This is a genomic window from Cellulomonas sp. P4_A2 (assembly GCF_056402515.1).
Map to the genome: position 1 here is coordinate 101,408 of NZ_JBFUHG010000002.1, position 25,164 is coordinate 126,571.

Annotated in this window: 22 protein-coding genes; 6 read left to right on the forward strand and 16 right to left on the reverse strand. The window is 73.7% G+C overall.

Annotated elements, in window-relative coordinates; genetic code table 11:
- Positions 1–4 precede the first annotated feature (4 nt).
- The 5 genes from holA to leuS form a co-directional block, all read right to left on the reverse strand.
- Entirely contained in the window at positions 5–1,012 is a 1,008-nt protein-coding gene (gene holA, locus AC1DUE_RS03270; protein WP_477037956.1) for a DNA polymerase III subunit delta, read from the reverse strand.
- Positions 1,013–1,031: 19 nt separating this feature from the next.
- A complete protein-coding gene (locus AC1DUE_RS03275; RefSeq protein WP_477037957.1) occupies positions 1,032–2,687 on the reverse strand; it encodes a ComEC/Rec2 family competence protein in 1,656 nt (551 codons plus the stop codon).
- A gap of 32 nt (positions 2,688–2,719) precedes the next feature.
- Positions 2,720–3,325, reverse strand: a complete 606-nt coding sequence (locus AC1DUE_RS03280; protein ID WP_477037958.1) for a ComEA family DNA-binding protein — start codon at positions 3,323–3,325, stop codon at positions 2,720–2,722.
- 462 nt (positions 3,326–3,787) lie between these two features.
- Entirely contained in the window at positions 3,788–4,741 is a 954-nt protein-coding gene (locus AC1DUE_RS03285) for a DegV family protein (RefSeq protein ID WP_477038097.1), read from the reverse strand.
- Positions 4,738–7,635: a leucine--tRNA ligase gene (leuS, locus tag AC1DUE_RS03290; RefSeq protein ID WP_477037959.1), complete on the reverse strand. Its 2,898-nt coding sequence runs from the start codon at positions 7,633–7,635 to the stop codon at positions 4,738–4,740. The genes AC1DUE_RS03285 and leuS overlap by 4 nt, the downstream gene beginning before the upstream one ends.
- Before the next feature lie 67 nt (positions 7,636–7,702).
- Here leuS and AC1DUE_RS03295 point away from each other — a divergent pair, with 67 nt between their 5' ends.
- Complete coding sequence (locus AC1DUE_RS03295; RefSeq protein WP_477037960.1) at positions 7,703–9,478, forward strand: helicase HerA-like domain-containing protein; 1,776 nt, start codon at positions 7,703–7,705, stop codon at positions 9,476–9,478.
- A gap of 1 nt (position 9,479) precedes the next feature.
- Here AC1DUE_RS03295 and AC1DUE_RS03300 read toward each other — a convergent pair whose 3' ends face one another.
- From AC1DUE_RS03300 to AC1DUE_RS03325, 6 genes are all read right to left on the reverse strand, one after another.
- Positions 9,480–10,277, reverse strand: a complete 798-nt coding sequence (locus tag AC1DUE_RS03300) for a hypothetical protein (protein ID WP_477037961.1) — start codon at positions 10,275–10,277, stop codon at positions 9,480–9,482.
- Complete coding sequence (locus tag AC1DUE_RS03305) at positions 10,274–10,798, reverse strand: sigma-70 family RNA polymerase sigma factor (RefSeq protein ID WP_477037962.1); 525 nt, start codon at positions 10,796–10,798, stop codon at positions 10,274–10,276. Before AC1DUE_RS03305 ends, AC1DUE_RS03300 begins: the two co-directional genes overlap by 4 nt.
- A gap of 136 nt (positions 10,799–10,934) precedes the next feature.
- Positions 10,935–12,173: an MFS transporter gene (locus AC1DUE_RS03310; protein ID WP_477037963.1), complete on the reverse strand. Its 1,239-nt coding sequence runs from the start codon at positions 12,171–12,173 to the stop codon at positions 10,935–10,937.
- Between the two features lie 77 nt (positions 12,174–12,250).
- Positions 12,251–12,952: a metal-dependent transcriptional regulator gene (locus AC1DUE_RS03315; protein WP_477037964.1), complete on the reverse strand. Its 702-nt coding sequence runs from the start codon at positions 12,950–12,952 to the stop codon at positions 12,251–12,253.
- 58 nt (positions 12,953–13,010) lie between these two features.
- Positions 13,011–14,651: a metallophosphoesterase family protein gene (locus AC1DUE_RS03320; RefSeq protein WP_477037965.1), complete on the reverse strand. Its 1,641-nt coding sequence runs from the start codon at positions 14,649–14,651 to the stop codon at positions 13,011–13,013.
- A gap of 42 nt (positions 14,652–14,693) precedes the next feature.
- Positions 14,694–15,470, reverse strand: coding sequence for an LLM class F420-dependent oxidoreductase (locus AC1DUE_RS03325; RefSeq protein WP_477037966.1), 777 nt, complete (start codon positions 15,468–15,470; stop codon positions 14,694–14,696).
- A 56-nt stretch (positions 15,471–15,526) separates the two neighbouring features.
- On the opposite strand from AC1DUE_RS03325, the gene AC1DUE_RS03330 reads away from it, so the two are divergent.
- The 4 genes from AC1DUE_RS03330 (at position 15,527) to AC1DUE_RS03345 (ending at position 17,554) form a co-directional block, all read left to right on the forward strand.
- Positions 15,527–15,901 carry a VOC family protein gene (locus tag AC1DUE_RS03330; protein WP_477037967.1) on the forward strand — a complete coding sequence of 125 codons (375 nt, stop codon included), beginning with the start codon at positions 15,527–15,529 and terminating at the stop codon, positions 15,899–15,901.
- Between the two features lie 89 nt (positions 15,902–15,990).
- On the forward strand, positions 15,991–16,440 hold the full coding sequence (locus AC1DUE_RS03335; RefSeq protein ID WP_477037968.1) for an SRPBCC domain-containing protein: 450 nt from the start codon (positions 15,991–15,993) through the stop codon (positions 16,438–16,440).
- The gene (locus AC1DUE_RS03340; protein WP_477037969.1) at positions 16,437–16,784 is read left to right on the forward strand and encodes an ArsR/SmtB family transcription factor; all 348 of its coding nucleotides are present in this window, start codon (positions 16,437–16,439) and stop codon (positions 16,782–16,784) included. The genes AC1DUE_RS03335 and AC1DUE_RS03340 overlap by 4 nt, the downstream gene beginning before the upstream one ends.
- Complete coding sequence (locus AC1DUE_RS03345) at positions 16,781–17,554, forward strand: isocitrate lyase/PEP mutase family protein (RefSeq protein ID WP_477037970.1); 774 nt, start codon at positions 16,781–16,783, stop codon at positions 17,552–17,554. The genes AC1DUE_RS03340 and AC1DUE_RS03345 overlap by 4 nt, the downstream gene beginning before the upstream one ends.
- Before the next feature lie 5 nt (positions 17,555–17,559).
- Here the strand turns inward: AC1DUE_RS03345 and AC1DUE_RS03350 are convergent, their stop codons facing one another.
- Positions 17,560–19,128 carry a hypothetical protein gene (locus AC1DUE_RS03350; protein ID WP_477037971.1) on the reverse strand — a complete coding sequence of 523 codons (1,569 nt, stop codon included), beginning with the start codon at positions 19,126–19,128 and terminating at the stop codon, positions 17,560–17,562.
- A 92-nt stretch (positions 19,129–19,220) separates the two neighbouring features.
- On the opposite strand from AC1DUE_RS03350, the gene AC1DUE_RS03355 reads away from it, so the two are divergent.
- Positions 19,221–20,096 (forward strand): CHAD domain-containing protein, encoded by an 876-nt coding sequence (locus tag AC1DUE_RS03355; protein ID WP_477037972.1) that lies wholly within the window; start codon positions 19,221–19,223, stop codon positions 20,094–20,096.
- A gap of 21 nt (positions 20,097–20,117) precedes the next feature.
- On the opposite strand, the gene AC1DUE_RS03360 is transcribed toward AC1DUE_RS03355, so the two are convergent.
- Genes AC1DUE_RS03360 through AC1DUE_RS03375 form a run of 4 tightly spaced genes read right to left on the reverse strand, consistent with a single transcriptional unit; the run spans position 20,118 to position 25,012 of the window.
- Positions 20,118–21,053: a VOC family protein gene (locus AC1DUE_RS03360; protein ID WP_477037973.1), complete on the reverse strand. Its 936-nt coding sequence runs from the start codon at positions 21,051–21,053 to the stop codon at positions 20,118–20,120.
- A gap of 29 nt (positions 21,054–21,082) precedes the next feature.
- Positions 21,083–21,709 carry a CYTH domain-containing protein gene (locus AC1DUE_RS03365; protein WP_477037974.1) on the reverse strand — a complete coding sequence of 209 codons (627 nt, stop codon included), beginning with the start codon at positions 21,707–21,709 and terminating at the stop codon, positions 21,083–21,085.
- A 16-nt stretch (positions 21,710–21,725) separates the two neighbouring features.
- On the reverse strand, positions 21,726–24,272 hold the full coding sequence (locus tag AC1DUE_RS03370) for an ABC transporter permease (protein ID WP_477037975.1): 2,547 nt from the start codon (positions 24,270–24,272) through the stop codon (positions 21,726–21,728).
- Complete coding sequence (locus AC1DUE_RS03375; protein WP_477037976.1) at positions 24,272–25,012, reverse strand: ABC transporter ATP-binding protein; 741 nt, start codon at positions 25,010–25,012, stop codon at positions 24,272–24,274. The genes AC1DUE_RS03370 and AC1DUE_RS03375 overlap by 1 nt, the downstream gene beginning before the upstream one ends.
- Positions 25,013–25,164: the final 152 nt, after the last annotated feature.

Here is a 25,164-nt window from a genome sequence, read left to right on the forward strand (position 1 = left end):
CGGCTCAGCTGCCGACGGACGCGGCCACCCGCAGCACCGCTCGTTCGACGGCGAACCGAGGGTCGCGCCCCTCCCCCTTGACCTCCGCGTCCGCCTGCGCGACCGCCGAGATCGCACCGGCCAGGCCCTCGGGCGTCCACCGGCGCAGGTCCGAGACCGCCCGGTCCGTCTGCCACGGCGCGAGTCCCAGGTCCCGCAGCGCACCGGCACCCCGCCCCCGGACCGCCGCGACCTTGGCGAGCACCCGCAGCTTGGCAGCGAGCGCGGCGACGATCGGGACCGGGTCGACGCCCGTGGCCAGCGCGTGCCGCAGCAGGGCGACCGCCTGGCCCGCCTGGCCCGCGACGGCCGCGTCGGCCACCCGGAAGCCGGTCGCCTCGATCCGCCCGCCGTAGTAGCGCTCGACGACGTCCGCCCCGATGAGCCCCGAGGTGTCCGCCACCAGCTGCGAGCACGCGGCCGCGAGCTCGCGCAGGTCGCTGCCGACCGCGTCGACGAGCGCGCGGACCGCCGCGCCGTCAGCGCGCCGGCCCGCCCGGCGCAGCTCCGCCGTGACGAACGCGCTCTTGTCCGAGTCGGACTTGATGACGTCGCACGCCACCGTGGGCACGCCCGTGGAGCGCAAAAGGTCGAGGAGCTTCTTGCCGCGCACGCCGCCGCCGTGCCGCAGGACCAGGACGACGCCCGGCGGCGGCGACCCGACGTACTGCGTGACGTCGGACAGCAGCTCGTCGGGCCCCTTCTCCAGGGCGTCGACCACGAGGACCTTGTCCTCGGCGAACAAGGACGGGCTCGCGACGACACCGAGGGTTCCCACGACGTAGTCCGCGCCGTCCAGCCGGGTCACCTCGACGCCGGGGTCGGCGGCCCGGGCGAGGGCGACCACCCGGTCGACCGCGCGGTCCGCGAGCAGGCCCTCGGCACCGCTGACGAGAAGGATGGGCGCGAGCTCGACCGCGTCCCACGAGACACCGACGGTCTTGGCAGCGGGACGGCGAGCGGCGGGAGGCACCCGCACAGCCTGCCAGACCTCACCGACACCGTCGGGCGACGAGCAGCCGTGCCGTGCACACGCTCGCGCACGCGAGCAGCCCGATGCCGACCGGGCCGGGCTGCCACGCGAGCTGCGCGCCCGGTGCGGCTGCCGCGACCCGCGCGACGGCACCGATCCACCAGCAGGACGCGCCCGCGCCGAGGGCCAGCACGTGCGCACCCCACGGGAACCACGACGCGAGACCCGCCGCGGCGAGCCCGAGGACCGTCGCCGGGGCGACCGCCGGGGCGACCAGCAGGTTGGCCGGGATCGCGTACAGCGCGACGGAGGGCGTCGCGAGCAGGATGGCCGGTGCGCAGGCGAGCTGGGCGGCGACCGGCAGCGCCAGCGCCTGTGCGGCCGGACGTCCGATGCGGGCCGACCAGCGCTGCGCGAGCGGGCCGCCGAGCAGCACCAGGCCGCCGGTCGCCAGCACCGAGAGCACGAAGCCGAGCTCGCCGGCCAGCCACGGGTCGCTCACCAGCAGGACGACGACCGCCGCGCACAGGGCCGGAGGTGCTCGGTGCGGACGGCCCACGAGCAGGCCGCCCGCCGCGACCAGCCCCATCGCCGCGGCACGCACGACGCTGGGCGACGGGTGCACGAGGACGACCATCGCCGCCATCGCGCCCACCACCACGACCGCTCGACAGCCCCGAGGCAGACGCAGTGCCGTCGCGAGCGTGAGCACGAGCACCGCGACGAGTGAGAAGTGCGCCCCGGAGACGGCCGTGACGTGCGTGAGGCCGGCGACTCGCATGTCGGCCGTGAGGTCGCTCGGCATGCCGCTCGTGTCGCCCACCGTCACCCCCGGGAGCAGCGCACGCGCGTCGCCCGGCAGCCGGTCCGCGAGGTCGGCGACGTCCTCGCGGACGCTCGTCGCGACCGCGTCCCACCGTGCCGCGTCCCGCAGGAGCTGGGGGTCCGCACCGGTCAGCAGCACCGCAGTGACCCGCGCGCCGGGCGCGCCGGGCTGCAACCGTCCCGAGACCACTAGCTGCGCGCCGTAGGGCACCGCCGCGAGGGCCGGCGGCCCGAGGACGAGGACCTGCCCGACGGCGCCGGACGTGCGCCCGTGAGCGGCGACCGTCTCGACCGCGAGGAGGCACCGGGCTCGCGGAGGGGCGCCCGGCCACGCGGGAGGCAGGACCGCGGGTTCGCCGACGACCCGCCCGGTGAGCACGGCGGCCGACTGCGCCCCCACGAGCTGCGGCAGGAGTCCCTGCGCCCGGGCGTGCGTCTGGGCGGCGCCCGCTCCGAGGACCGCGGCGACCGCCACGAGCACGAGTGCGAAGGTCGGCGTCCACGCCGGGCGGGTCCGACGCACCACCCCGACAACCGCGATGACGACGCAGCCACCCGCGACGACCGCGACGACACCCGGGCTCGCCCGCACCACCGTGAGAGCCGCGATCCACGCTCCGACCGCCGGTACCGCGAGGCGCAGGTCGACGGTCACCGGCGGGTCGTGGTCCTCCGCGGGTTCGGCCGTGGTGGCCGTCACGAGCGGGTCGTGAACCTCCACGACCTCGGCGCGGATGCCGATCGTGAGTGGGTCGCGATCCGCCACGACCTCGGCGGCGGCGACGGTCGCGGCCGGGTCGCGATCCCCGACAGGCAGGTTGCGGTCGCCCGACGCCACCGCGACGGTCACCGGTGTCCCAGCCGTTACGCGGTTCGCCGTCGTCACACGCGCACCAGGTCGCGGAGGCGTTCGAGCAGCGTGGGGCCGATGCCGCTCACGTCCCCCAGCTCGTCCACCGACGTGTACGGCCCGTCCTCGCGGTGCGCGACGATCCGCTGCGCGAGCACCGGGCCGATGCCGGGGAGCGCGTCGAGCGCGGTCTCGTCGGCCGTGTTCAGGTCGACCCGGTCGTCCGCGGTCGCGACGGGCGCGCTGCCGGCCGGGACGCTCTCCCCCGGGCGCGGCACGACGATCTGCTCGCCGTCGACGAGCACCCGGGCCATGTTCAACGCCCCGATGTCGGCGTCCGGAGCCGGGCCACCCGCCGCCGTCACGGCGTCGACGACGCGGGACCCGGTCGGCAGCCGCACGACGCCCGGTACGGCGACCGCACCGACGACGTCGACGACGACGGGGTCGCCGCTGGAGACCGTGGGTGACGGGGTGCCGTCCGGTGCCGGGACGGGCAGGGAGACCGGCGCACCCGGTGCGGCGGACGCGGCCCGCAGCGCGACCCCACCGGCGAGCAGCAGGACGGCGGCCCCGGCGACGCCGACGAGCCGCCACGACACGGACCAGCGCAGCCGTCGCCGCGGGTGCCGGCTCACGGGGGTGCCATGGGCGGAGGCATAGGAGTCCGCCGCATCCCTGAGCGCCGCCCCGGATCGCGTGGCAGGCGCGCGAGCGTCCGGCCGGGGTGGCCGGCCGCCGAGTGACGACTCGACGGGATGCCGATCCGGTGCGCTGGACGGAGACGGGACCGAGGGCGCGGAAGGCAAGGGCGGCGTAGACGCCAGGCTGGGAACCCAGCCGGTGGCCGCTCGGCGACCGGGACGGGCCGTCACCGTGTCGAGGCGTCGACGGACCGCGCGGGTCAGCTCACGGTCTCGGCGCAGCACCTGGCGACCGTAAGGTCGCACGCGTCGCCGGCGGCCTCGACGATGCGCAGCGCGCGCGCCCGAGGCCACGCGCAGGTGCTGTGGTCGGCTCGAGCGAGGCCGCGGCCGAAGCCGGAGCCGCCGGGGTCAGAAGGGGAAAGTGTCAGGCGTCGGGGCCAGAAGGGGAGAGCGTCAGGGGTCGGCGACGACGATTCCGAGGACACCGGGCCCCGCGTGTGCGGCGAGGACCGCACTGGACTCGCTGACGACGACCTCGACGAGCCGGTCGCCGAGGGCGGCGGAGAGCTCGTCGGCCAGCGCCTGCGCCATCTCGGGCTGCCCGAGGTGGTGCACGGCGATGCGGGCGGAGACCCGCTCGGAGGCGTCGGCGATCGCGAGCGCGACGAGGCGGTCGCGACCCGCGCGACGGGTGCGGACCTTCTCGAGCAGCTCGACGCCCCCGTCGGAGAGGGTCAGGATCGGCCGCAGCCCGAGCACGGTGCCGAGGGCGGCGGCGGGCGCACTGAGCCGGCCACCGCGGCGCAGGTGGTCGAGGGAGTCGACGAGGAACCAGACGCGTGCGGACTCGGCCGTGCGGTGGGCGCGGGTGGCGACCTCGGCGCCGGTCCGCGGCACCGGGTCGACGCGATGCCGGTCCTGCCACCACGATCGTGCGGCGGCCAGCCTTCCGGACGGCGCAGGCAGCTCGGGGAGCGGCTGCGCAGCGAGCCGCGCCGCCTCGATCACGGCGAACCCGAGCGCCATGCCGACGGCACGCGAGTCGACGACCTGCACGGGCACCGGCGACGAGCCGGCCGCGAGCCGCGCTGCCCGCACGGTTCCGGACAGCTCGCCGGACAGGTGCACGGAGACGATCTCGCGCGCCCCGTCCGCGGCGGCCCGCTCGTAGGCGGCCGCGAACGCTGCCGGTGGCGGCTGCGACGTGGTGACCTTGCGGGAACCCTGCGTGAGCGCGCCGAGCAGGTCGGCCGGGGACAGGTCGACCCCCTCGACGTGCTCGACGCCGTCCACGATCACGTCGAGCGGGACGACGCCGATCCCCCACTGCTCCGCGGCGCCCGGCGGCAGCGACGCCGTCGAGTCGGTGACGATCGCGACCCTGGTAACCGCCGGCCGGCGGCTCAGACCGGCACCACGTTGACGAGCTTGGGTGCGCGGACGATGACGGTCCGGATGTCGCGGCCGTCGAGCGCCCGCTGCACGCCGGCGTCGGCGAGCGCGGCGGCGCGCAGGTCGTCGTCGGAGGCGTCGACCGGGACCTCGATGCGGCCGCGCACCTTGCCCTGCACCTGCAGGATGCAGGTGACCGTCTCCTCGACGAGGTAGGCCTCGTCGGCGACCGGGAAGGGTGCGTAGGCGAGCGAGGCGTCGTGACCGAGCCGCTGCCACAGCTCCTCCGCGACGTGCGGCGCGACCGGCGCGGTCATCAGCACGAGCGGCTCGACGGCGGCACGGGGCGTCGTCGCCAAGGTGGTCAGGTGGTTGTTGAGCACGATGAGCTTGGCGATCGCGGTGTTGACCCGCATCGCTGCGAGGTCCGCCGTGGCGTCGGCGATCGTGCGGTGCAGCACGCGCAGCGTCTCGTCGGACGGCGCCTCGTCCGTGACGACCAGGGCACCCGTGCCCTCGTCGACGACGTTGCGCCACAGGCGCTGCAGGAACCGCTGCGCCCCGACGACCGCGCGGGTCTCCCACGGGCGGGAGAGGTCCAGCGGGCCCATCGACATCTCGTAGACGCGCAGGGTGTCGGCGCCGTACTCCGCGTACATGTCGTCGGGCGTGACCGCGTTCTTCAGCGACTTGCCCATCTTCCCGTACTCGCGGTTGACGGGGTCGCCGCGCCAGGTGAACCCGGACTCGACGGACGCGTCCTCGACCACCTCGTCCGCCGGCACGTAGACACCCCGGGCGTCGGTGTACGCGTACGCCTGGATGTACCCCTGGTTGAAGAGCTTCTGGAACGGCTCACCGCTGGAGACGTGGCCCAGGTCGTGCAGGACCTTGTGCCAGAACCGCGCGTAGAGCAGGTGCAGGACCGCGTGCTCGACGCCACCGACGTACAGGTCCACGCCGCCGATCGAGCCGGGCTTCTGCTCACCGTGCCCCGGGCCCATCCAGTACGCCTCGAGCGCCGGGTCGACCAGCGTGACGTCGCTCGTCGGGTCCAGGTAGCGCAGGTAGTACCAGCACGATCCGGCCCAGTTGGGCATGGTGTTGGTGTCGCGACGATAGGTCTTCGGCCCGTCGCCCAGGTCGAGCGTGACGTTGACCCAGTCGTCGTTGCGGCCCAGCGGCGGCTCGGGCGTCGAGTGGACGTCGTCGGCGTCGAACGTGCGCGGCGCGTAGTCCGGCACCTCCGGCAGGTTCACGGGCAGCGCCGACTCGGGGACGGCGAGCGGCAGGTCGTGCTCGTCGTAGACGATCGGGAAGGGCTCGCCCCAGTAGCGCTGGCGGCTGAACAGCCAGTCGCGCAGGCGGTACGTCACGGTGCCCTCGCCCACGCCGCGGGCGGCGAGCCAGTCGGTGATCGCGGCCTTCGCGTCGGCGACGGACAGGCCGTCGAGCGAGATCTCCTCGTTCGACGAGTTGATGGTCCGGCCATCGCCGGTGCGGGCGCCCGGGGGCGTGCCCTGCGGGGCGTCGACCGTGTAGACGACCGGCAGGTCGAAGGCCTCGGCGAACGCGAAGTCGCGCACGTCGCCGCCCGGGACGGCCATGATCGCGCCCGTGCCGTAGCCCATGAGGACGTAGTCGGCGGTGAAGACCGGCAGCAGGTCGCCGTTCACGGGGTTGGTGGCCAGGTGGCCCGTGAACACGCCGGTCTTCTTGCCGGCGTCGGCCTGCCGCTCGATCGCGGACTTCGATGCCGCCTCCGCCCGGTACTCCGCGACGGCGTCGACCGGGGTGCGGTGCCCGCCGGTCCAGACGTCCTTGGTGCCGTCGGGCCAGGAGACCGGGACCTCGTCGAGCAGCGGGTGCTCCGGGGAGACGACGACGAACGTCGCGCCGAACAGCGTGTCGGGCCTCGTCGTGAAGACCTCGATCTGCTCGCCGCCCTGCACCGCGAACCGCACCCGCGCCCCCGAGGAGCGGCCGATCCAGTTGCGCTGCATCGCCTTGACCTTGTCGGGCCAGTCGATGAACTCCAGGTCGTCGACGAGGCGGTCGGCGTAGGCGGTGATCCGCATGTTCCACTGCCGCAGGCTGCGCTGGAACACCGGGAAGTTGCCGCGCTCGGAGCGTCCCTCGGAGGTGACCTCCTCGTTGGCCAGCACGGTGCCCAGGCCGGGGCACCAGTTCACGGGCGTCTCGGAGACGTAGGCGAGGCGGTGCGTGTCCAGCACGCGACGGCGCTCGACGGCGTCCAGGGACGCCCACTCGTCGCCCCGGGCGCCGGAGTCGTACTCGGCGACGAGCTCCGCGATCGGGCGGGCACGGCCCGTGCCGCCGTCCGGGCGGGCTGCGGTCTCGTCGTACCAGGAGTCGAAGATCTGCAGGAAGATCCACTGCGTCCAGCGCACGTAGCCGGGGTCGATCGTCGCGAACGTGCGCCGCGAGTCGTGCGCCAGGCCCAGGCGGCGCAGCTGGCGCTGCATGATCGCAATGTTCGCCTCGGTGCTGGTCCGCGGGTGCTCCCCCGTCTGCACCGCGTACTGCTCGGCCGGAAGCCCGAACGCGTCGAACGCCAGGGCGTGCAGCACGTTGTCGCCCTGCATCCGGCGGAACCGACCCACCACGTCCGTGCCGATGTACCCCAGCGGGTGCCCGACGTGCAGGCCCGCGCCCGAGGGGTACGGGAACATGTCCATCACGAAGAACGCCGGCTGCGACGGGTCCGCGTTGCGCCCCTCGCCGTCCGTGAGGGCGCCGACGGGGTTGGCGGCGAAGAACGTGCCGCGCTTCTCCCACTCGTCCTGCCAGCGGAGCTCGATCTCGCGCGCGAGGTCGGCCGTGTAGCGGAAGGGGACGTCGTCGGACGTCGTGCTGGCGGTGGTGTCGGGGGCGTCCTGCGAGGTCACCCATCGAGTTTACCGGGGCCGGTTGCCAGCCCGGGTGCGGTGACCACGTCCGCCGTATGCTCCGGACATGTCGGACAGCACGCCGTCGCCTGCCTCGGGTACGTCCGCCGCGGATCTCGCCGCCCTTCGAGCGGCCGCCGCGCAGGCCGCCGCCGACGCCGCCGAGGCGAAGGCCGAGGCTGCCGCAGCGGCCCTGGCGGCGGCCGAGGCCGCGGCCGCCGGTACGGGAGCGCCACCAACCGCCGGAGCGACGGAACCTGAGGCGCCGGTCGCGGCCGACGGCTCGGTACCCGCCGGGCAGCTCTCGCCGCACGCCGCCGAGATCCTGGCGGGCTACACGTTCCCCGGTCCGATGCTCACGATCGGTGCGCTGGTCGAGGACGACGTCGCGGTCCCCGGCGCCCCGGTCGGCATCCCGCTGGCGATGATGAACCGGCACGGGCTCGTCGCCGGCGCCACGGGCACCGGCAAGACCAAGACGCTGCAGGTGCTCGCGGAGGGCCTCTCGGCCGCGGGGGTCCCTGTGTTCGTCGCGGACATCAAGGGCGACCTGTCCGGGCTGGCCGTCCCCGGCACGTCGAGCGAGAAGTTGCTGGCCCGCACGTCCAGCCTCGGTCAGGACTGGGTGGCCACCGCGTCGCCCGTGGAGTTCCTCAGCCTCGGCGGGATCGGCGAGGGCGCGCCCGTGCGGACCACCGTCACCGACTTCGGACCGTTGCTGCTCAGCAAGGTGCTGGGCCTGAACGACACGCAGGAGTCGAGCCTCGGGCTGATCATGCACTGGGCGGACACGCAGGGGCTGGCGCTGCTCGACCTCAAGGACCTGCAGGCGACGATCGCGTACCTGGTCAGCGCGGAGGGCAAGCCGCTGCTGGCCGGGATCGGCGGGCTGTCGGCGGCGACCGCGGGTGTGATCCTGCGCGAGATCGTCGGCCTGCAGGGGCAGGGTGCCGACGCGTTCTTCGGGGAGCCCGCGTTCGACGTCTCCGAGCTGCTGCGCACGGCCGCGGACGGCCGGGGGGTGATCAGCGCGCTGGAGCTGCCCGCCGTGCAGGACCGGCCGGCCCTCTTCTCGACGTTCCTCATGTGGCTGCTGGCCGAGCTGTTCCAGGCCCTGCCCGAGGTCGGCGACCCGGACAAGCCCAAGCTCGTGTTCTTCTTCGACGAGGCCCACCTGCTGTTCACGGGCGCGTCGAAGGACTTCCTCACGCAGGTCACCCAGACGGTCCGCCTGATCCGCTCCAAGGGCGTCGGCGTGTTCTTCGTGACGCAGAGCCCCAAGGACGTGCCCGCCGACGTCCTGGGCCAGCTGGGCAACCGCGTCCAGCACGCCCTGCGCGCGTTCACTCCCGACGATGCCAAGGCGCTGCGGGCCGCGGCGCGCACGTTCCCGACCTCGCCGTACGACCTCGAGCAGCTGCTCCAGTCGCTCGGCACGGGTGAGGCAGTCGTCACCGTGCAGTCCGAGCGCGGGACGCCGACGCCCGTGGCCTGGACCCGGCTGCGCGCTCCCCAGTCGTCGATGGAGCCGATGGAGGCCGCCGCGATGTCCTCGACGATCGCGTCGTCGCCACTCTCACCACGCTACGGAGCCGCGGTGGACCGCGAGTCCGCGTACGAGCTGCTCTCGGCGCGTGCCGCCGCCGCCCAGGCGCAGGAGGCCAAGGAGGAGGCGGCGCGCGAGGCGCAGGAACGGGCCGACGACGCGGCCAAGGAGGCGAAGCGGAGCGCGCCGAAGCGGCCGACCAGCCGGACGAGCCCGCTCGACAGCTTGCTCAGGTCGGCCGGCACCCAGCTCGGGCGTGAGATCACGCGGAGCATCTTCGGCACCCGCCGACGCTGAGCTACGCGCTGTCCGCGGGGGCGAACGTCGTGGTCGTGACCATGTCCTTGAGCTCGGCCAGCTGTTGCCCGTCGACTCCCGCGGAGCGCGAGGCATCGAAGACCATGCGCTGCCCCTCGACGTCGAGGATCCAGAGCATGTCGACCTGCCCGGGAGCCTGCTGCCAGCGACCCGGCCAGCTGTTGAACTTCCCACCCGGACAGGCAGCGAGGTCGATGTCCGGCACGGACAGCTCCACATAGAACCCGTCGAACCCGTCGACCGTCACCGGGACCGGATCCGTCCCGGATCGCATCGGCTGGGCGGCCAGGGCAGCGGCCAGGTCCGCCGTCGTCGGCCCGACCGGGACCGCGGTCGCCCCGGCCTCGCACGGGTGCGAAGAGACGCTGTTGATCTCCCAGATGAACAGCACACGCCCATCGTCGGCCTCGATCTCGCCCGACCACACGCCCTCCGCGGCACTGATGAACCCCTCGGGAACCGACACCAAGGGCACCCGATACCCAGGAGACGCATCCAGCACCGGGAAGGCGTAGAGCCCCGGATCGACCGGCGTCTCGTCCGACCCCAGCGCCAGCGTCGGCGACGGGCTCGGTTCGGCCGGCGCCACCTCGCGCGGGAGCGTCTGGCCGATGACGGCCGTCGTGATCGCCAGGGCAGCCACGACGAGCGCACCCGACGCGACGGCGACCAGACGACGACGGCGGCGGACCCGGGAGACGAGCTCCTCGGTACGGTCGGCCAGCGGGTTGGGCTCAGCGACCTCGCGCTCCCGGCGCAGCAGCTCCTCGAGGTTCATGTCGCCCCCTCGTCGATCACGAGCCTCGTCGCGAGGCCGGTGTTGGCGTCGTGGAGGTGTCGCTTCACGGTCCCTGCGCTGACCCCGAGGTCGTCGGCGATCTGGTCGACCGTCAGGTCGGCGTAGAAGCGCAGCACGACGCAGGCCCGCTGCCGCGGTGGCAACGCCCCCAGTGCGGTCGCGAGGTCGAGGCGGTCGGGACTCAGCTGGTCAGGCCCGTCCGTCGATGGCTGTCCGCCCAGGAGGTGCCGGACGGCACCCCACCGACGCCGGCGCCGGTACCCGTCGAGGAAGAGGTTGAGCACGGTCCGACGGACGTACGCCTCGGCGTGCTCCAGCGCCGCCAGGTCGCCCGGGCCGTCCCCCTGCGGGCGTCGCATCGTCGTGAACGTCCGGACCAGGGCGTCCTGGACGAGGTCCTCCGCCTCGCGCCGGTCACCGCACAGCAGTGCGGCGTAGTGCACGAGGGCCGCGCCGCGGTACCGCACCAGGTCGGTGAGGACCGGCTCCCATCGGTTCATCGCGGCCCCCTTCCGCTGGGTGAGGCCGTCACAGAGGTAGACGAACACCGAGCGCGGAACGTTGAGTGTTCCCTGCAGGTCTACTCCCTCTGCGCCCGGCCGTCGGTCCCCGGACCGAGATGCCGGTCCGCCGCGGTCAGCGGGAAGTCAGCTCGGGCGTGAGGTCACGCACGGCATTCCCGGACTCGTCGGCGTCCGGGGCCGTTCCGACGAGCGACGGCGGTTCCCCGCGGCCGACCGCGAGCACGACGACCAGTCCCATCGCCGTGAGCCCGGCACCCACCCACGCGGGCGCCAGGTAGCCCATCCCGCCGGCGATCACGAGGCCGCCGACGAACGCCCCGGCCGCGTTGCCGAGGTTGAGCGCGGAGTGGCACAGGGCCGCCCCGAGGGACGGAGCCGCGGGTGAGACGTCCATGAGCCGCGTCTGCAGCGACAGCCCGAGCACCTGGGACGTGACGCCGAGCATCACGAGGGCGAGCACGGCGGGCACCGGGTACGAGCCGACGAGCGCGATGACGACAAGCACGACGATCGTCGCGACCATGCTCCCGATCACGGTGCCGAGCACCGACCGGTCCGCGAGCCGCCCGCCCACGAGGGTGCCGATGGTCATGCCGATGCCGTACAGCGCGAGCACGACCGGGACGAGCCCGACGCCGAGACCGGTCACCTCGGTGAGCAGCGGCTTGACGTAGGAGTAGACCGCGAACATGCCGCCGAAGCCGATCGCACCGGCGCCGAACGCGATCCAGAGCCGGCGGTTGCGCAGGGCCGAGACCTCGGTGCGCACGGTGGTGCCCGCCGACACCGGCAGCGACGGGGTCCACGCACCGAGCGCCCCGAGCGTCAGGAGCCCGAGCGCGCTGACCCCGACGAACGACCAGCGCCAGCCCACGGTGTCGCCGACGATCGACGTCAGGGGCACCCCGACCGCGCACGCGATGGTCAGGCCGGCCATCATCGCGGCGACGGCGCGTCCGCGTCGCTCGATGCCGACGACCGCGACACCCATCACCGCCCCGACGCCGAAGAAGATGCCGTGCGGCAGGCCGGCGAGGAACCGGAACGCGACGAGCAGGCTCATGCTCGGCGCGAACGCCGACAGGAGGTTGCCGACGACGAACGCGGCCATGAGCAGGAGCAGCAGCCGCCGCCGGTCCATGCGGGCGCCGAGCACCGCGATCGTCGGAGCACCGACCACCACGCCGAGCGCGTACGCGGTGATGGCGTGCCCCGCCGTCGGGATCGGCGCACCGAGGTCCGTGGCGATCTCGGGCAGCATCCCCATGGTCGCGAACTCGGTGGTGCCGATGCAGAACCCCCCGAGCGCGAGCGCGAACAGCGCGGCGCGGGCACGTGCGGGCGAGAGCACCCTGGTTCCTCCGGGACGAATCGATTCGACAAGGCGGCGGAGACGCGTCGTCGACAGCTCCGGTGGATGGGCCGAGCCTACGACACCGGCGTCGCGACCAGCCAGATCGCCCGACCGGCGACCTCGCCGAGGTCCACGGTCCGCCGGTCGTCGGCGCCCGCCGGACCGACCCGCACGGAGACGACCCCGGCGACCGCGCGTCGCTCGACGACGGTCAGCGGGGCGTCGAGGACCAGGCCCACGGTCTCGACGTACCGGAGCAGCTCGGGGTCGGCGTCGGAGATCCGCGCGACCGCGAACTCGCCGGGCGGCACGTCCCACAGCTGCGTCGCGGGCGGCACCTGGATCGAGCCGTCGGCGGCCGGGATCGGGTCGCCGTGCGGGTCGCGTACCGGATGCCCGAGCTGCGCCGCGATCCGCTCCACGAACAGCTCGGAGACCGCGTGCTCGAGCACCTCGGCCTCGTCGTGCACCTCGTCCCAGCCGTAGCCGAGCACCTCCACGAGGAACGTCTCGATGAGCCGGTGACGGCGCACGACCGCGAGGGCGTGCCGCTCGCCGTCCGCCGTGAGCTCGACGGCCCCGTACGGCTGGTGCGTGACGAGCCCGCTGTCGGCGAGCCGGCGGACGGTCTCCGAGACGGTCGACGGGCCCACCCCCAGCCGCCCCGCCAGCATCTTGGTGGTCACGGGCTGGTCCGACCACTCGCGCGCCGACCAGACGACCTTGAGGTAGTCCTGGGTGACGGCGCTCAGCTCGGGCGTGGTCGGGATGCTCACGCGCCCAGCCTAGACAGCGCGCGTCGAGGCTCCACTGCCACGACTCGCTGGGCGCCGATCACACGGGTGAACGTCCGGGGGGACCGGGGACGACGGCGTCCGCCGCCACGGCCGGCCACCGCAGCCGGGGCCAGACGCTCGCCGACGTGTCGGGTCGCACCTGGACCACCTGGTAGTCGACGAAGAGGCGGGTGCTCGGGTCCCATCGCAGGACCGTCATCTCAGCCACGCCGTGGAGCGGTCCGACGGTCGGCTGGCCCAGGGTCGCGCCCGCCGTGCTGGAGCTGATGTAGCGCACGCCCTCCCCGAAGCGGACCGGTCCGTTGCGCCGGTGCAGGTGCCCCGAGACCTGTGCGGGCGAGCAGCCGTCGTCGAGCGTCTCGTCGCCGACGGTGGGCGTGTGGATGAGCAGCAGGTCGACGCCGTCCTCGTCGTCGCACGCCGTCTTCGCGAGTCGCGCGGCCTCGTCGGCCGCCGACTCCTTGCTCGCCTGCGCCGTCCCGCCCGCTCCGACGCGCGTCTCGTTCGGGTCCCGGTCGCCCAGGATCCGCATGCCGTCGACCTCGACGACCGATCCGTCCAGCACGGTCGCGCCGGCCCGGGCGTAGCGTCGCGAGGTCTCGCGCGAGTCGTGGTTGCCGGGCGACGTCACGAGCTCGACGCCCTTCGGGATGGCACGCGCGAACGTCGTCACGCAGTACTGCTCGACGCTCGTGCCGTTCAGCGTGGTGTCCCCCGCGTCGAGCACGAGGTCGGCGCCAGACCGCTCGACGAGCGTCTTGATCAGCGGGGCCATGCCGACGTTGCAGTGCAGGTCGGAGATGACGACCACGGTCAGCAGGTCGGCCTCGTCGACCGGCTCCTTCGTCGGCTCGGCCGTGGACGAGACCGACGGCCGCGGCCTGGCCGCCTGGGCGTCCCGCTCGTCGATCAGCGCCTGCCGTTCGTCCCACGCCACCTTCAGGGAGTCGTCGGCCTTGGCGTAGAACTCCTCGTTCTTGCGCAGCTCCGAGATCACCTGACCGCCGTAGGTGTCGATCACGCCGCCGAGCCGGCCGGTGACCTCGGCGCCCTCCAGCGGGGTCCCGTCGAACACCGCCGACGTCGGCCGCGAGGCGATCGGCTGGTCGTCGGCACCCACGCTCGACGTGAGCACCGTGGCGCCGACGACGACCACCAGGCCGGTCGCGAGCGCGGCACGGCGGTGCGGCTCGGCCCGCTGGGACAGCTCCTGCCAGCGGACGGCGCCGACGAGCATCCGCACCAGCCACCACGCCCCGACCAGCACGGCGAACGCGAGCAGGGTCCGCACCAGGGCGTCGACGACGAGCGCACGCCCGACGTCCTGAACCGTCGCCTCGGGACCGGAGAAGAACTGCAGGTAGGACTGCAGGTCCCCGCTGAGCGCCTCGAGCGTCTTGGCCTGGTTCAGCTGCGTCACCGACGCCGGGATCTCCTGCACGGTGACGTGCACCCCGAGGGTCATCGGCAGCGGCGAGTCGATCCGCAGCGTGCCCAGGGGCCCGAGGTCGATCGTGACCGTGTCGTCCGTCGTGATGTCGTAGCGCGCCTCGTGCGGCCCCAGGCTGCTCTCGACGGAGGCCGTCGTGATCCCGAAGACGAGCGCCACGAGCAGCGCCCCGAGCGCGAGCAGGACACGCCGACCCCACCGGGGCTCAGTGCCGTTCGCTCGACTCATCACGACCGAGCCTAGGCGCGGATGTTGGTCCAGGTCGGACCGTCACCCTTGTGCGTCGCGCCAGGCCACCCACTGCTCGACGAGCGACAGGTCGTAGTCCGGCCCGCTCGCCCCGACGGTGAACAGCGTGACCCCGGCCGCGACCAGGGCGTCGGCGACCTCGTGCGGCGGCCTGCCGACCCCGACGGACCGCTCGACCAGGGTTGCGGTGTCCCGGCCGACGTCCGACCCGTGCTCGTCGAGGATCGCGCTCTTGCGCTCGAGCGTGTGCACGTCCCCGAACGAGTGCCAGGCGTCCGCGTGCTCGGCGACGACGCGCAGCGTCTTGCGCTCGCCGCCGCCACCGATGAGCACGGGGATGTCGCGCGTCGGCACCGGGTTGGACGCGGCCCAGCGCGCCTTGATGCGCGGGAGCGCCTGCGCGAGGTCCGCGATCCGGCTGCCGGCCGTCCCGAACTCGTACCCGAACTGGTCGTAGTCCTTCTCGAACCACCCGGCGCCGATCCCGAGGATCAGCCGTCCGCCGCTGATGTGGTCGACGGTCCGCGCCATGTCGGCCAGGAGCTCGGGGTTGCGGTAGGAGTTGCAGGTCACGAGCGCGCCGATCTGCACGCGGCTGGTCTGCTCCGCCCAGGCGCCGAGCATGGTCCAGCACTCGAAGTGCAAGCCGTCGGGGTCGCCGGTGAGCGGGAAGAAGTGGTCCCAGTTGAAGATGACGTCGACGCCGAGGTCCTCCGCACGACGCACGGCGTCGCGGATCTGGGCGTACTCGGCGTGCTGCGGCTGGAGCTGGACTCCGATGCGGATGGGGAAGGTCATGGCTCGAGCCTACGTACAGGACAGCGGATGACCTCTTCTGGCGAGATGCTCGATCCATGGACATGAAGATCGAGCTCGTTCCCATCCCCGTCTCCGACATCGACCGCGCCAAGGCGTTCTACGTGGACAAGGTCGGGTTCCACGACGACCACGACATCACCGTGAACGAGGACCTCCGGTTCGTGCAGCTGACTCCCCCGGGGTCGGCCTGCTCCATCGTGCTGGACCTCACCATGACGCCCATGGCACCGGGCACGCTGCAGGGGCTGCAGGTCGTCGTCGACGACAGCCAGGCGGTCTACGACCACCTCGTCGCGAACGGCGTCGAGGCCGAGCCCGTGCAGGACTTCCCGTGGGGTCGGTTCACGTTCTTCGCCGACCCGGACGGCAACCGCTGGGCGGTCCAGCAGATGCTGCCCCAGGGCGACTGACCTCGCTGCATCACGCAACATCCGGTTGCGCATGTCGGTGGGGACGGCTACGTTCGTGCGCAACAAAACGTTGCTCGTGGAGGTCTGCTGTGGAGTTCGGGGTGCTGGCGCGTGAGATCCGGATCGACGCGGCGCCGGAGATCGTGTTCGACGTCGTGAGCCGGCCCGAGCACATCTCGATGTGGTGGTCCGACGAGGCCTCGTTCGAGCCTGCACCGGGCGAGGTGGGCGAGCTCGTCTGGGGCGACCGCGCGCACGTGGCCACGTTCGTCGTGGTCGACGTCGAGCCGCCCCACCGGTTCTCGTTCCGCTGGGTGGCGCCCGAGGGCCAGCTGCCCGAGCCCGGCAACTCGCTCCTGGTCACCATCGAGCTCGAACGCGCCGGCGACGGCACGATCCTGCGCCTGACGGAGAGCGGCTGGCGCGAGAAGGGCTGGGAGGCCGCCGTCCTCGAGGAGGAGTTCGCCGACCACGAGCGCGGCTGGGACGTGTTCCTGCCCCGGCTCCGGGAGTACGCCCCGTCCGTGGTGGCGCGGTGATCGCGGCGATCGACGACGACCTCTGGTCGGCCATCGGCGACCCGACCCGACGGCGCCTGCTGGACCTGCTGCTCGCGGAGGGGGTCGGCACGCCCACCAGCCTGAGCGAGCACCTCCCGATCTCGCGGCAGGCCGTCACCAAGCACCTGGGCGTCCTCGACGCGGTCGGCCTCGTGCACGCCACACCGGCGGGTCGCGAGCGGCGCTACGAGGTCGACGAGGCCCAGCTCGCCCGGGCGGTCCGGCAGCTCAACGAGGTCGGCCGCACCTGGGACGCGCGCCTGAGCCGCATCAAGCGCATCTCCGAGCAGATCCAGAACCAGCAACGTGGAGGACAGTCGTGAGCGCAGTGCAGCCCGAGGACAGGTCCGGCCAGGCCGCCAGGGCGGCTCTGCTCCGTTCATTGCACGTCCCGGGCGATCCGCTCGTGCTGCCCAACGCCTGGGACGTGGCCAGTGCCCGTGCCGTCGTCGACGCGGGCTTCCCGGTGGTCGCGACGGCGAGCAACGCGATCGCCGCCGCCCTGGGCTACGAGGACGGCGAGGGCGCACCCCACGACGAGATGCTCTACGTCGCCCGGCGCATCGTCGCCTGCGTCGACGTGCCGGTGAGCGTCGACGCCGAGGCCGGCTACGGGCTGCCGCCCGAGGAGCTCGTCGAGCTGCTCGTCGGGATCGGCGCCGTCGGGTGCAACGTCGAGGACAGCGACCACGCCCACGGCGGTCTCCTCGACGTCGAGGCCCGCGCCGCCTACCTCGCGCAGATGCGTGCCGCCGCCGACCGGATCGGGGTGCCCCTGGTCATCAACGCACGCGTCGACTCCTTCTTCCCCACGTCCCCGCTGGCCGACGACCAGAAGCGCGGCGACGCGGTCCGCCGCGCCGAGGCGTACTGGGCCGCCGGCGCCGACTGCGTGTTCCCTCCCGGAGCGGGGCACGACGACCTGCGCGCGATCGTCGAGGTCGGCGCGCCGGTCAACGCGGGACTACCGCTGCCCGGCAGCTCGCTGGACGAGCTCCGCGCGATCGGCGTCGCCCGCGTCTCGGTCGGGCCGCAGCTCTACCGCAGCGCGCTCGCCCACCTCGCCGACGATCTTCGGCGCCTGCGGGCCTGACGACCTCACTGATAGCTGACCAGGTCCGGGACCGGCTGGACCTGGTAGGTCTGGGTGGGGTCGAGCATCGGCGCGTCCTCGTCGTAGAAGTTCTTCCAGCCCCAGTGCACGGGCGGCGCGTCGGTGCGGATCGCGTTCCAGGTGCCGGCCTTGTCGGGCTGGCCGCCCTGGCCGTCCACGTGGACGACGATCGCGAGCTCGTCGCGCGACGTGTCCAGACGGGACCGGTCGACGATCATCCGCGGCGCGAACTGGTGGAGCACCACCATCTTCTGGGGCAGGTGGCGCTGGGCCGTGAAGTCGGCGAGCCACGCGGTCGTCGCGTTCACCTCGTCGACGCCGACCGACCCGATCTGGCGCAGGTGCACCTGGTCCGGCGCGAGCCGCCACTCGGGGTCGAGCGCGAGGCCGACGTAGGGCAGCGCCAGCAGGTCGGCGTACAGCTGCGCCTGCGTCAGGAAGTCCTGGCGGCCGGGCTGCAGGTCCAGGACGACCGCCATGCCCGCGGCACCGGCGGCTTCCACCAGCGGGCGCAGCGACTCGACCGACCCCTTGCGCGAGTAGGTGCCGTCGGGTTCGGGGTTGCCCGACGCGATCGTCGCAATGACCTCGACCGCCGGCACGATCGTGTCGGTGGTCAGCGGCACGTACGGCGCGGCCGTCGCGGCCGCCCGGACGATCGTCGACGGAACGTCCTGCTCCCCCAGCACGCCGAGGGCCGGTGTGCCCGGGGCGCCGTACAGCGCGACGTACTTCTTGCCCGGGAGGCCCGGGACCTGCGGGAACACCAGCTGGCCGCCACCCCCGACGAGCACGCCGGTGCGCGCCACCGCGGTCCGCGCGGCGAGCCGGTCCGGCGGTCCGAACGCCGCGCCGAACGCGATCACGTGGTCCGGGGTGGTGGCCGCGAGCGCCTGGACAGCCGCGGTCGTCGCCCGCGGGTCGCCGCCCGGGACGTCGACGACGGGGACGCCCGCCGCGTGGATCGTCGCGAGCGCGACGGGGCTCTCGGCGCCGACACCGGTCAGCGCGACCGTGCCCGGCGGCGGGGTCGGCTTGCGCGTCGGCGGCAGCGACGCGCGGCTCGCGTGCGCCAGGGGCACCTGGGCCACCCCGGCGGGCGCGACGGGCGGCACGGCGCCGACGGCCACGACCGTGCCGGCGCCCAGCCGCGCCACCTCCTCGGTGACCGCGGTCGGAGTCGCGGTCGTCGTCGTCAGCAGCGCGGGGACGCCGAGCTCGACGGCCATGGCCGCAGCGGTCGCCTGCGCCGTCGCGTCCTCCGCCGGCGCGACGACGACGACCGGTGCGGAGGCGAACAGGGTCCGCGACGCCTCCAGCGCGGCGTCGTACGGGGTGGCCGCGGGCAGGACCGTGGCGGGGGCGGCCGGGGCACCGACCTGCGCGGCGATCGGAGGCGGGCTCGGCGTGGGCGTCGGTGTCGGTGTCGGCGTGGGGGTCGGCGACACCACGGGGTCCGTCAGGTCCGCGGTGCACGCGCCGAGGCCCAGCAGGACGAGCGCGAGGGCGGCCGCGCACACGGCACCCGAGGTTCGTCGTCGGCCGACGGGCACGGCGGCACCTCCTCGTCGCGGTCCCGTCCAGTCTAGGAGCGCATCCCACCGGTGCCGCCGCCCGCGGGTCCGGCGCGCCCGACACCGGGCGCGTGGCACGCTCGACCCATGACGCGAGCGCGCGAGTCCTGATGGGGAACGACGAGCCCGTGCGCGCCTACCTGGCGCGCCATGCCCGCCTGCTCGCCGACACCGAGCCCGGGCTCCGCGCCGGAGACGGCGACGCGGTGCACGACGCCCGGACCGCGAGCCGTCGGTTGCGCACGGCGCTGGCCGTCTACGGCGACGACCACGAGCCCCTGCGGACCGCCCTGCGCGACCTCGGGCACGCGCTCGGCGCGGCACGGGACCCCGCCGTCGAGCTGCACGCCCTGCGCCGCGCCGTCGCGGCCGAACCGCCCGACCTCGTGCGCGGGCCGGTCGCGCTGCGCCTCGACGAGGACCTCACCGCCGCCGAGCAGGCCGGGCTCGACCAGCTGGGCAGCCGCCTCGGACCGTCGTGGGAGGAGCTGGTCCAGCTGCTCGACGACGTCGTGCGGGGCGAACCCGCGGTCGACGACCTGCGTCCGGGTGCGCGCAAGGCGTGGAAGCGGCTGGACCGAGCGGTCGACGCGCTCGACGTCGCGCCCGACGACGAGCGGGACGAGGCCCTGCACGAGGTGCGCAAGGCCGCTCGCCGCGCGCGCTACGCCAGCGAGGTCGCTACCGGCGCGTTCGGCAAGCCGGCCGCGAAGAGCGCGAAGCGGGCGAAGCGGCTCCAGGAGGTGCTGGGCGACCAGCACGACGCGGTCGTCCGTCGCGAGACGCTGCGACGGCTGGGCCTGCAGGCTTTCGCCGACGGCGAGGACACGTTCACCTACGGCCGCCTGCACGCCCTCGCCGACCGAGCGGCCGCCGACGCCGTGCACGCGGCCCGGCCGCTCGTCGACCGGGCCACCTCCCCGCGTCACCTGCACTGGACCCACTGACGGCGGGGTGCGCCGGGGCTCCTAGGCCGTGGCGCTCACGCGGACGACGTTGCGCCAGGGGTCCTCGAACCTCAGGGTCTGACCGTCGTGGGCGGCGGCGTACCCGGCGAAGGCGACGCGGTCGGCGAGCGCGCCGAGGTCGTCGGACGTCGGCACGGCGATCCGCACCTCACCGAGACCGAGGGCCGAGGCACGCGGACCGGCGCCGGCGCTGTTCCAGGTGTTCATCGCGAGGTGGTGGTGGTAGCCGCCCGCCGACACGAAGAGCGCACCGTGCCACTCGGCCGTGACGTCGAAGCCCAGCGCGTCGACGTAGAACGCGCGCGCCGAGGGCACGTCGCCGACGGAGAGGTGCACGTGGCCGACGACGGCGTCGCCCGCCCCGGGAGCCTCGAGCAGCTCGTCGGTCAGGTGCTCGCCGAGGAACGCGTTCGGGTCCAGCCGCAACGAGCCCATCTCGATGCGCCCGTCGGGTGTCCGGTTCCACAGCGAACGGCTGCGGTCCCAGTAGAGCTCGACGCCGTTGCCCTCCGGGTCGGTGAAGTAGAAGGCCAGCGACACCAGGTGGTCGGCGGAGCCCACGTAGGACGTGGGTTCGCGCTGCGCGACGGACGCGAGCGTCGCCGCGAGGCCCGCCTCGTCGTCGAACAGGATCGCGGTGTGGAACAGGCCCGCGGCGCCGCGGACGGCGGGCGGCAGGTCGGGCGCGTGCTGCAGGATGACGAGCGGTGTGCCCGAGCGCCCGAGGACCACCGTGGCGGGACCGGCGTCGAACCGGTCCGGCTGCTCGAGGACGTCGAGCGCGAGCGCGTCGCGGTAGAACCGCAGCTGCCGGTCGAGGTCCCCGACGAGGAGCGTGACGGCGTCCATACCCGTGCCCGCGGCGATCGAGTCGTGGGCGTGGGTCGGAGCGAGCGGAACGGCGGCGCCCTGTCCGGGCGTGGGTGCGGTCGACATGCTCACCTCAATGGTTGACGCTACAACCTTTATTCCCGGTGGTTGTGGCCGAGGCTCTTCAGGAACCGCGGTCCGTCCGCGGCCAGCTCGGCCTCGTAGTCGGAGGCCCACCCGCCGTAGGGCCGGCCCGCGAGCGCGTCGTTGGAGAACCGCGGGTCCGACGTGACCTCGGTGACGCAGAACGACGGGATCGTCAGGTCGGTGACCGGTCCCCCGCGCTCGACCTCGGCGACCACCAGCGGGGCATTCGCCCCTGCGAAGGTGTCGATCACCCAGCCGTCGTCGCCGAGCCAGACGGAGTGCCGGGTCTTGGCCACCCGCGCGCCGCCGCGGCGCACCATCTCGAGCCCGACGAGCACGTCGATCTCGCGCTCGGCCTCGTAGCGGGTGCCCTCGTTCATCGGTCCCTTGACGGTGATCGCGCAGAAGTCCATCTGGTCGGCGTACTCAGCCAGCAGCCCGAGCTCGTCCGCGCCGGGCGCCAGCACGAGCCCCTCGACCGTGGCCTGCACGCGGACGCGGATCGCGTACCCCTCGTCGGCCAGGACGTAGCTCTGCACGATCAGCGCCGGCGAGGCGTCCAGCAGCTCGCCCGGCAGGTCGCGCACCCAGAAGCGACGCTCGAACTCGAAGTCGCCGTACCCGGTGTCGCTCACGCTCCGAGGGTAGTCATCACTCGGTGGACACGGCCTCGAGCACGGGCAGACGCGCCGCACGGATGGCCGGCCACACGGCCGCGAGCACCCCGACGACGATCGCGAGCACGACCATGAGCGCGAGGCTGACCCATGGGATCGCCAACGAGCGCAGGCCCACGTCGGAGAACACGGTGGGCAGCGTCGAAGCGAGCGCGACGCCCACGGCCAGCCCGACGAGCGTGCCGAAGACCGCGGTCAGCACCGACTCGACCGTGATCGTCGACCCCAGCTGGAGGCGCCCGAGGCCCACCGCGCGCAGGAGCCCGATCTCGCGGGTGCGCTCGATGACCGACAGGGCGAGCGTGTTGATGATGCCGAGCACCGCGATGACCACCGAGAGCCCGAGCAGCGCGTACAGGATGACCAGCACGCGGTTCACCTGGTCGGCGAGCTGGGAGACGAACTCCGCGCTGTCCATCACGGACACGACGACGTACGGCTTCACGGTCGCCGTGAGCTCGCCGCGCAGGGCCGCGACGTCGGCCCCCGGCGCGGCGGTGACGAAGACCGTCGTGACGAGCTGCTGGTCCGACGGCACGAGCTGGTCGAGCTCGGTCTGGCCGACGACGAGCGGGACGCCGAACGCGGGCGAGTCGATGACCGCGCCGATCGTCAGGTCCTGCGAGCCGCTCGGCCCCGTCAGGGACAGGGTGTCGCCGAGCGCCCAGTGCTGGTCGTCCATCGTCGTGCGCTGGACCGCGACCTGGCCGGCGGCGAGCGCGTCGTGGAACGAGCCCTCGATCACCTCGGTGTCGATGCTGCGGCCGATCGCGTCGGGGTCGATCCCCGTGACGGCGAAGGAGTCCGTGCCGACGAGGACGGAGGCGGTCGCGAAGGTGTCGGCCGCGCGCACGTCGGGCAGGGCGCGGACGTCCTCGACCGCCTGCGCCGGCACGGGCCCCTGCGCGGCACCGCGCAGGATGTAGTCGGTCGTGGCCTCCTGCGCGACGATCGCGCTCGTGGAGGCCTGGGTCGTCGCCGCGATCACCGCGGCCGCGCCGACCAGCGCCATGCCGATCATGAGCGCCCCGGCGGTGTTCGCGGTGCGACGCGGGTTGCGCGTGACGTTGCCCCGGGCCAGCCGCCCGACGGGACGCCAGCCGCTGAACGGCACCGCGAGCACGCGCAGGATGCCGCGCGCCAGCACCGGCGACGCCGCGAGCACGCCGATCACCACCGCACCCGCGCCGTACCCGAGCATCGCGCCCGCGTGGTCGCCGGTCGGGTCGAGCAGCGCCGCGACCACCATGACCACCCCGGCCACGACCAGCGCGCCGCCGACGATCGCGCGCCGGCGCAGCGAGCGCTCCGGCACCGTGACCTCGTCGCGCAGGGCCTCGACCGGCGGGATCAGCGCGGCCCGGCGGGCGGGCAGCGCGGCCGCGAGCACGCTGACCAGCGTCCCGACGAGCACCGACACGACGATCGTGAAGCCGTCGAGCGGCACGCTCCCGGTCAACTGCATGCCGGCGGAGCCCAGCACGCCGCGCAGGAGCACGACGAGCCCGAGCCCACCCAGGACGCCGATCACGCTGCCGATCACCCCGACGATCGCCGCCTGCAGCACGATCGACGTGAACACCTGCAGCGGCGACGCCCCGACCGCACGCAGCAGGGCGAACTCGCGCATCCGCTGCCGCACCCACATCGAGAACGTGTTGGAGATGATGAACGCGCCGACGAAGAGGGAGATCCCCGCGAACACCAGCAGGAACGTCGTGATGAACCCGAGCAGCGTCAGCACGTTGGCGATGGCCTCGTCGCGCATCTCGTCGCCCGTGATCACCTCCGCGCGGGCGTCGTCGTCCGCGACGACGGGCGTGAGCCGGTCCACGAGCTCCTGCTCCGAGAGGCCGTCGTCAGCGAGCACGGAGATCGACGACACCGTGCCGTCGGGGGCGAACGCGGCCGTCGCGCTCCGCCGGTCGACGAAGACGACGGTCGCGCCGGCCAGGGCCGAGCCGAGCCCGACCTCGCCCACGACGGTGACCGGCCGGACCTCGCCGCCGATCACGATCGTGGTCGCGTCGCCGAGCGACAGCCCCGAGGCCTGGAGCGTCGAGGACTCGACGGCGATCTCGTCGGGAGCTGTCGGCGCGTGCCCGGCGACGAGCTCGACCGCCCGGCTGCGGTCGTCGTAGGCGAAGCCGAGGCTCGGCGCCTGCGTGCTCTGCACCGCGGTCCCGTCCGAGCCGACCAGCACCACCGGGCCGGACAGGTCGGGGATCGCGGCGCTGACGCCGTCGACGTCCTCGAGCTGCGGAACCAGAGTGAGCGGGACGGGGTTGCGCGGCGTCCCGGCGACGACGTTCTGCTCGTCCGCGCCACCGACCACGTCCGCGCCCCGCACGTAGGCGTCGCCGAGGGTGGTCGTCGCGACGATGTCGGAGAACGTCGAGCCGAGCATCGTGCGCAGGGCGAACGTGCCCGCGACGAAGGCCACGCCGAGCGCCACGGCGAGCACAGAGAGGCAGAACCGCACCAGGTGGGCGCGGACGCCCCGCAGGGCGACGCGGACCACTACGAGCTCACGGTGCGGATGCTCGCCAGCTGCGCGAGGACCGCCTCCGGGGTGGGGTCGCGCAGCTCGCCGACGAGCCGGCCGKCGGCGAGGAACAGGACGCGGTGGGCGTAGCCGGCCGACGTCGGGTCGTGCGTCACCATGACGACCGACTGCCCGAGCTCGTCGACGCTGCGCCGCAGGAACCCGAGCACCTCCGCGGACGCGGTGCTGTCCAGGTTGCCCGTCGGCTCGTCGGCGAAGACGACCGCGGGACGGCTCACCAGCGCCCGCGCGCACGCGACGCGCTGCTGCTGGCCGCCGGACAGCTCGCTTGGCTTGTGGCTCAGCCGGTCGGTCAGGCCCAGGGTCTCGACCACGACGTCCAGGTGCGCGCGGTCGACGGGCTTGCGCGCGATGTCGAGCGGCAGGGTGATGTTCTCCAGGGCGGTCAGCGTCGGCACGAGGTTGTAGGCCTGGAAGATGAAGCCGACGCGGGTGCGCCGCAGCGCGGTCAGCCTGCGCTCGGACATCGAGCTCACGGTCTCCCCGTCGACGACGACGGTGCCCGAGGTGGGCTTGTCCAGGCCCGCGAGGCAGTGCATGAGGGTCGACTTGCCCGATCCGGACGGTCCCATGATCGCCGTGAGCTCGCCGCGCGCCAGGTCGACGTCGACCCCGTCGAGCGCGCGCACCGCCGTCGGACCCGAGCCGTAGACCTTCCGCAGCTCCCGTGCCGATGCGATCACGCTGCTGGTCATGCCTGATCTTCCCCCCGACGCCCGCCGCTGGATTCGATGGTCCCTTGTGATGCTCGACACCGCGAACGGGTTTCGAGACACCTGTATGAGAGACTGACGGAACCACGGGCTGCGCGAACCTGCGCGCCCCGCGTCGTGGAGGTCCCCCGAGC

Coding starts and splice junctions, on each gene's coding strand:
- AC1DUE_RS03330 (WP_477037967.1), top strand. CDS start 15,527: ATGGACATGAAGATCGAGCTCGTTCCCATCCCCGTCTCCGACATCGAC.
- AC1DUE_RS03295 (WP_477037960.1), top strand. CDS start 7,703: ATGTCGGACAGCACGCCGTCGCCTGCCTCGGGTACGTCCGCCGCGGAT.
- AC1DUE_RS03325 (WP_477037966.1), bottom strand. CDS start 15,470: ATGACCTTCCCCATCCGCATCGGAGTCCAGCTCCAGCCGCAGCACGCC.
- AC1DUE_RS03360 (WP_477037973.1), bottom strand. CDS start 21,053: ATGTCGACCGCACCCACGCCCGGACAGGGCGCCGCCGTTCCGCTCGCT.
- AC1DUE_RS03300 (WP_477037961.1), bottom strand. CDS start 10,277: ATGAACCTCGAGGAGCTGCTGCGCCGGGAGCGCGAGGTCGCTGAGCCC.
- AC1DUE_RS03320 (WP_477037965.1), bottom strand. CDS start 14,651: ATGAGTCGAGCGAACGGCACTGAGCCCCGGTGGGGTCGGCGTGTCCTG.
- AC1DUE_RS03305 (WP_477037962.1), bottom strand. CDS start 10,798: ATGAACCGATGGGAGCCGGTCCTCACCGACCTGGTGCGGTACCGCGGC.